The organism is Kosmotoga sp. (assembly GCF_982836095.1).
Genome location: NZ_CEYIHJ010000105.1, coordinates 1 through 6,639, shown reverse-complemented (window position 1 = coordinate 6,639; position 6,639 = coordinate 1). Strand labels below are relative to the sequence as shown.

The window sequence follows — 6,639 nt, the reverse complement described above, 5'->3', positions numbered from 1 at the left end:
GAACGGATTCAGGTAGATTGTCTCCTTGACTTGACATAGTAGGTGAGAGACCCTCTACATAGTGGCTATGCTGAGCTAAAGCTCAGGTTGCGCGTGTCTTCATCGAGGCTCTGCATTCCTTCGAAATGGCTTTGCACCTGCGGCGCTTCATTCACAGCCTCTAATTCACAACTCATAATTCTTAACTCAAAACTTGCTTTTCGATTCTTAAAGCGCTTTCCAAACCCTAGACTCCAAACCCCAGACCCAAATTTTTGGCATTACCCTTTAACAACAGCTATCGGTATAAGTCGTGTAGTCTTCTTCACAAGGTCCTTTTGATATTCCATAACTTCCTCTATATCTTTATAAGCCACTCTGGCTTCTTCTATCACAGCGCTTTTATCTGGTGTCATCAAAACAACATCTCTTTCATCAAGGTCGCGCTTTACCTGGGCAAAATTCAACTTCCTTTTAGCTTCATGCCTTCCTAACAACCTTCCTGCACCATGGGAGCAAGAGCAAAAACTCTCAGGATTGCATAGTCCTTCTGCTATATAAGTGGCGCTTCCCATAGAACCGGGAATGATTACCCGCCCTTGCGCCCTTACAGCACCTTTACGGTGGACAACCACTTTTTCGCCATAATGCTCTTCAAAACTCGCATAGTTGTGAATTGTCTCAAGTTTCTCTATAACTTCCATTTCTGGAAAGAAATATCTCATTACTTCCAGTACTGATTCCATAATCAGGCGGCGGTTTTCCCTGGCAAATTCAATGCAGAAGTTCATTTCGCTCAGATACTGCTTGCCCTCGTTACTGTCCACTGGCAACCAGGAAAGGCCCGGTGGAGGATTAAAACCCCGTTTTTTGCAATATTGTTTTGCAATTCTGTCGTAATGACTCGCAACCTGTTTACCAAGATTCCGAGAGCCGCTATGTACGGTTAGAAACACTTTCTCGGATTCATCCTTCTGGATTTCAATAAAATGGTTTCCACCACCTAAAGTTCCCAGCTGTTTCTGGGCTTTTTTCCATTCTCTTTCTATTACAGGGCCACCAGGTTCTCTTTCCCATAAATTGCTGGGCAGAGCCTTTCCACGCCATTTGAAGCCAACGGGTATTTTCTCAAGAAACAGCTTCAGTATCTGATGGCGGTGCTTCAACACTGACTTCGCAGATAGGTTCGTTTTCACCGTCACTATACCGCAGCCGATATCCATACCAACAGCATAGGGAATAACGGCTTTTTTCAACGCAACAACTCCTCCAATGGGCATGCCATAACCCGGATGCACATCGGGCATTACAGCTATCCATCTGAAGAGATCGGGAACTGTGGAGAGATTCCTAATCTGTTCAAGGGCTTCTTCTTCTACTTTTTCAATGGGAACCCAGATCTTCGCTTTTAACTTCGGGTAGTATCTATTCATCTGCCCGCACCTCTTGTTTGATTCATATTGATTCTAACATCATTATATTTTAAACCCTGCTATATAAAAGACTTGAAACTAAGATAGAAGCAATAATCTGAAAGATTTCTTTGCTTTTCTAAAGATTGAAAGTCATAATGTTGTAATTTTAATTTGAGTATAATGCAACACACACTACCTTGCTATACAAGCTACTGTGTGTTATTGTATTTTTAAGAACAGCTGTTTTATTTTTCAGAAATCAAAATGACTCGATTCTAAGGGAGGTAGTATTGTGAAAAGAAAAAAGGGAAGCGTGGTTGCAGGAACAATTTTGGCCATTGGCTTGATTTTAGTAGGTGCTTCATTTTTAATGGGGCCAATTGACTTTCATGGTTTTGACTTTGAAGATGCCACAAACTATCAGAATGAATACACAGAGATCTTCTCAAATCCACAAATTAATAAGATCTATGTAAGCACTCTCAATGGATACATCCAGGTGGAAAGCTGGGAAAACGATTATGTGCAGATCGAAGTGAAACAAAGATATGCAGGCTACTCGGAAAAAAAGATGGAAGAACTTTTTGAATCGACAAAGCCTGAAATTACATTTCTTGGGAGCAGCATGAGGATAGTTACCCCCAGACTGTCAAAAACCAGCTTTTTCAAAAGCTATGGTGTTTCAATATCCGTGAAAGTACCACACAATCTAATAAATAATGTTGAAACCAAAACAAGCAATGGAAGCTTGAAGTTTTCCGACCTCAATGCTCAAATTATTGGAAGCACTTCAAATGGTTCTATAGATCTTTCTAATGTAGATGGAGATATAGATTTGAGAACTTCCAATGGATCCATTTCACTGCTGAAAGTCTCAGGTGAAGCAAAGCTCGATAGTTCAAATGGAAAGTTTTATGCCAGCGGATTTATGGGCAGCCTTCATGTTGAGACATCAAACGCCTCAATAGAAATTGAGGATTCCCAAGCGCAGGTGTATTTGAGAACTTCCAATGGTAGCATATATGTAAGAGATTCGTCGCTTTTGGGAGCAAGTAACACTTTGAAGACTTCAAATGGAAAAATCGTTTTGGATTCTGCACTCCCGGATTCCGGCCAGCTAAAGCTTACAACAAGCAACGGAGGAATTGAATTTGTAATGCCTTATGGCACTGGTGCAGTAATCACTGCAAATACTTCAAATGGGAAAATCATACTTGACAATGTACCCATCCTAACAGAAGAAATTGGTAAAACCAGCATCAGTGGAAGTATCTATGGCGGTGGCGATTTACATATAGAGCTAAGCAGCAGCAATTCTGATATAAAAATCAGCGGGAAATGATGTGTTGGTAATTTCGAAAAGAGGTGTAGTGATGGACAAGCAGATGAAAAAAGGTGTCCTGGATCTATGTGTCCTCAGTGTCCTTTCAGAAGAAGACTGTTATGGGTATCAGCTTGTTGAAAAAATTTCAGCGGCAATTGAAATTTCTGAAGGGACGATTTACCCTCTTCTTAAACGTCTGCAAAAGGATGGATTGTTGGCTTCATATATAAGAGAATCCTCCGAAGGACCAGCAAGGAAGTATTACAAATTGACACCTGAAGGCATAACTAAATGCAAAAGGCTTAGAAAAGAATGGTTTGAATTTTATAATGGGGTAAACAAACTCCTCGGTAGGGGGAATGGTGATGAATAGTGTTGAATATATAAAAAGACTGGAAAAAGGGTTAAGAAAGCTCAAGCCAATCGAAAGGGAAGAGTACCTTCAGGATTACAGGGAGCATTTTCAGGAAGGTCTAAGGCAGGGAAAAACAGAAGATCAAATCTCCCGTGATCTAGGTAACCCGGATAAAATCGCCAAATTAATACTCGCAGAGCATAATATTAGAATGTTAGATGACAAACCAAAAAGCAGGAGTATCTTTACAGCGATAATGAGTATAATTGGGCTTGGTTTCTTCAATCTAATTGTCACCCTGCCTTTTTTTGTTGTGCTATATGCCTTGGTTTTTGCCGTTTTTGCAATTGCCGCGGCTTTTGTTACCCTACCTGTATTTTACTATTATTTTCCGGAACACGTTATGCTACCATTCGCGAATCTAAATCAGGAATTGTTTTTTGCCTTCGGTATAATGCTCATTGGCATTGGCATCTTCCTTTTCTCCGGAAAAATATTGAAAGGCGTGTTCAAAGTCACTGTGGCATTCTTGAAGTGGAACCTTAAAGTTATAAAAGGTGAATAAATCAAATGGAAAGAGGGGGTGGTCTTTTAGAAACTCACCACCCATAGGACAATGAAGAAGTGCATATTTTGCTTGCTAATACTGCTTTTCGTATCCTTTGCCTTTGGTTTTGTTCCTGATTATTGGCCAACAAATGGCTGGAGATATGACGACAGCTACGATTTCCAGGAGTTGGAAGCATATATCAATAGGATTTTCTGGAAGGAACTCCATTCTCTTATTATCATAAAAGATGGTTATGTTGTCTATGAAAACTACTTCAAAGAAAATGGTTCTCAGGTTTCGCCGGACGATCTTCACGCTTTGCATTCCGCAACCAAAAGCATAAATTCCTTGCTTGTGGGCATTATGATAGACAACGGCTACATACCGTCTGAACATATCCAAGTAATGGAAATTTTCTCTGATTACATTGTGGAGAATTCCTCAAAAGAGAAATATATGATAGAGCTCAGGCATGTATTAGAAAATACTTGTGGCTTTGAATGGAATGAGTGGGCTTATTCTTACGTTGATCCGAGAAATATCTACAACAAGTTCATAAGCAGTCCTGATAGGGTGCAATTTGTGCTCAATTTACCCATTTCAGATGCGCCCGGTGAAAAATTTGTGTATAACACTGGAGCTTCACATCTGGTAATTGCTGCTATACAGAGGATCACTGGAAAAAGTGCTCTTGAATTCGCAGAGGAAAACCTCTTTCATCCCCTTGGAATAACCGAAGTAATATGGCCTAAGGATTCGCAGGGAATAAACAAAGGTGCAGGGCTGAATATGATTCCCAAAGACATGGCAAAAATTGGCCTTCTTATGCTCACAGAAGGCATCTGGGAAGGTAAACAGCTTATTTCGAAAGATTGGATCGAAAAATCCCTGCAGAAGATGAACAGAGTTTCCACGAACGTCTATTTTGGTTACCACTGGTGGATTTATGAACATCAGAATATTGAAATAATCTCTGCCTATGGTTACAATGACCAGCGTATCTATATAATTCCATCAAAGAGTCTTGTAATGGTAACAACCGCAGCTATTTCATCCGAATTTTCTTTGAAGCTATTAGAAGATTATGTATTGCCAAGTTTTGAATGATGATTTTCTGGATGAAAGAAATTATTGTCTGATAAGCATTTCGGTGTTTTTATTAAGTACCACCAATATATTCTTGATATTGTTTTTTAGGGCATTTACAATTTCTTGATCTAAAGGCATTTTTTCCATTTCTTTGATGGCGTTTTCGAGATTCATTGCGCTGCGATAAGGCCTATCGCTTATCAAGGCATCGAAAACATCTGCAACTGCTAAAATCCGTGCAAGATAAGGGATTTTATCTCCCTTCAACCCATATGGGTAACCGGATCCATCTGTCTTTTCATGATGGTATAGAATTACCGATTTCAAATCTCTTAAATATGGAATTTTGCCCACCAAAACCGCACCGATTTCTGAATGCCTTTTCATTATGAAATATTCTTCGTCATTGAGTTTTCCATTCTTGGCAAGGTCCTTCTCGGGTATTCCTATTTTCCCTATATCGTGAAGAAGCGCGGCCCTTTCCAGAAGCTTTAAGCGCTTTCTTTTTATACCGAGGTTTCTTCCTAATATTACAGCAATTGCGGCTACATTTTTTGAATGATTTGCTGTGTATCTATCTCTCTGTTCAAAAAGGGAAACAAGGGTTTCTAAGCCAACTGTCTGATAATGGGTGGAAATTTCCCATTCTACTATCGTTCGAACAATCAAACAGGCTAAAAAGCCTATTGATAAAGCACTCACTATCTGGAAAAAACGTAGTGGGAAAATCTTTAGTTTATAGTTCAAACCGAATACTAAAGGCTTGCCCGCTTCGGAATGAACAATTTCTATCAGATCTGACATGTTATATGCAGCCAAAAGTTCGTTCAAAGAAATCTCTGCCTGAACAATTTTATTTTTCACCACATTTTTCAGAAAATCATCAAATATGTTGAAGTACACGGATAATTCTTTGCCCTTTGATCCCGGGAGGATCTTGTAAAGGGATTCTTCATTTGAAAAGAAAGCAGGCCTATCTATGATTTTCATTGAATGGATAAGAGGAGAGCTTGCAAGCATATCATTGATATTGTTTTCAATGAATTCTTTATCACCCTTTTGTACCGCTTTATAAAACTCAGACCACTGAAAGTAACCGTAAGAAAGCTTTTCAGAAAGCAAAACCATCGAAAGCTCTAAAGCCTGTTTGCTGCTTTCTACCCTTTCTGTGTACCTAGCCAAGTTCAAATAATAAAACCCAACAATTGCTATAATGACCACGAATACAAAAACAGAAATGTAGATCAATATTCTTCGCATATCTCACCAACTTGTCAGCATGTGGCAAAATTATAGCATTTTAAGTAAGACTATTGACCGACTTGAAAAGGATTGAAGGTTTTCCAGCAATACGCTTCAAGATATATATGTTTCCCATCATGCTCGATTTCCCTTTTTTCAGAGCTCGGATTTAACAACATGGAAAATTCTTTGAAGTTTATAAGCTCCAAATCATCTTTTGCTCGCTTTTCAAGACCAAATGAAATCAAAAGCTCTTTCAAGAGGTTTTTCTCGGGTATTGTTGCAACATAAATGGCATTACCTTTTTGAGTAATCGCAGGAAATTCTTTGAAACCACTTGAGAGAAACTCACCAACTATTTCAGCATCAACTATCTTTAGGTTTTCTACTACAAATCTACCTTTGAACCTCTTTCCGTTGAATGCCAAATCCAGCTCCATTTCAGTCCCGCCAAAATCAACGACTTCTATGCCAAGAATTTCTTCCAGTCCATAGGGAACTGATAACCTGATGTTGTTGTATTTGTCTTTAGATGAGGTCATCGAAGTAATGATCAATTTACCTTTGAATTTTGGAAGCTTTTCGAGAAATTCCTCCCGAATATAGTAAGCCGAAGGTATAACTAAAAGCTTATATTCAGAAATATCGTCTTCCGGGAATACAAAATCAACATTGTACCCCAGTT

The 6,639-nt window shown here is 39.1% G+C and carries 7 protein-coding genes; 4 read left to right on the top strand and 3 right to left on the bottom strand.

The window, feature by feature from the left end:
* Positions 1-260: 260 nt before the first annotated feature.
* A complete protein-coding gene (locus AC3LHT_RS07480) occupies positions 261-1,412 on the bottom strand; it encodes an RtcB family protein (RefSeq protein WP_488662456.1) in 1,152 nt (383 codons plus the stop codon).
* A 274-nt stretch (positions 1,413-1,686) separates the two neighbouring features.
* Here AC3LHT_RS07480 and AC3LHT_RS07475 point away from each other — a divergent pair, with 274 nt between their 5' ends.
* The 4 genes from AC3LHT_RS07475 to AC3LHT_RS07460 all read left to right on the top strand — a co-directional run bounded on the left by AC3LHT_RS07475 (position 1,687) and on the right by AC3LHT_RS07460 (position 4,730).
* The gene (locus AC3LHT_RS07475; protein ID WP_488662455.1) at positions 1,687-2,736 is read left to right on the top strand and encodes a DUF4097 family beta strand repeat-containing protein; all 1,050 of its coding nucleotides are present in this window, start codon (positions 1,687-1,689) and stop codon (positions 2,734-2,736) included.
* A 31-nt stretch (positions 2,737-2,767) separates the two neighbouring features.
* The gene (locus tag AC3LHT_RS07470; protein ID WP_488662454.1) at positions 2,768-3,091 is read left to right on the top strand and encodes a PadR family transcriptional regulator; all 324 of its coding nucleotides are present in this window, start codon (positions 2,768-2,770) and stop codon (positions 3,089-3,091) included.
* On the top strand, positions 3,084-3,638 hold the full coding sequence (locus AC3LHT_RS07465) for a DUF1700 domain-containing protein (protein ID WP_488662453.1): 555 nt from the start codon (positions 3,084-3,086) through the stop codon (positions 3,636-3,638). The genes AC3LHT_RS07470 and AC3LHT_RS07465 overlap by 8 nt, the downstream gene beginning before the upstream one ends.
* 72 nt (positions 3,639-3,710) lie before the next feature.
* Positions 3,711-4,730, top strand: coding sequence for a serine hydrolase domain-containing protein (locus AC3LHT_RS07460; RefSeq protein ID WP_488662452.1), 1,020 nt, complete (start codon positions 3,711-3,713; stop codon positions 4,728-4,730).
* Between the two features lie 21 nt (positions 4,731-4,751).
* On the opposite strand, the gene AC3LHT_RS07455 is transcribed toward AC3LHT_RS07460, so the two are convergent.
* The gene (locus AC3LHT_RS07455) at positions 4,752-5,972 is read right to left on the bottom strand and encodes an HD-GYP domain-containing protein (RefSeq protein WP_488662451.1); all 1,221 of its coding nucleotides are present in this window, start codon (positions 5,970-5,972) and stop codon (positions 4,752-4,754) included.
* 50 nt (positions 5,973-6,022) lie between these two features.
* A partial coding sequence (locus AC3LHT_RS07450) for a beta-galactosidase trimerization domain-containing protein (protein WP_488662450.1) occupies positions 6,023-6,639 on the bottom strand: 617 nt, incomplete at its 5' end.

Coding starts and splice junctions, on each gene's coding strand:
- AC3LHT_RS07455 (WP_488662451.1), bottom strand. CDS start 5,972: ATGCGAAGAATATTGATCTACATTTCTGTTTTTGTATTCGTGGTCATT.
- AC3LHT_RS07465 (WP_488662453.1), top strand. CDS start 3,084: ATGAATAGTGTTGAATATATAAAAAGACTGGAAAAAGGGTTAAGAAAG.
- AC3LHT_RS07470 (WP_488662454.1), top strand. CDS start 2,768: ATGGACAAGCAGATGAAAAAAGGTGTCCTGGATCTATGTGTCCTCAGT.
- AC3LHT_RS07480 (WP_488662456.1), bottom strand. CDS start 1,412: ATGAATAGATACTACCCGAAGTTAAAAGCGAAGATCTGGGTTCCCATT.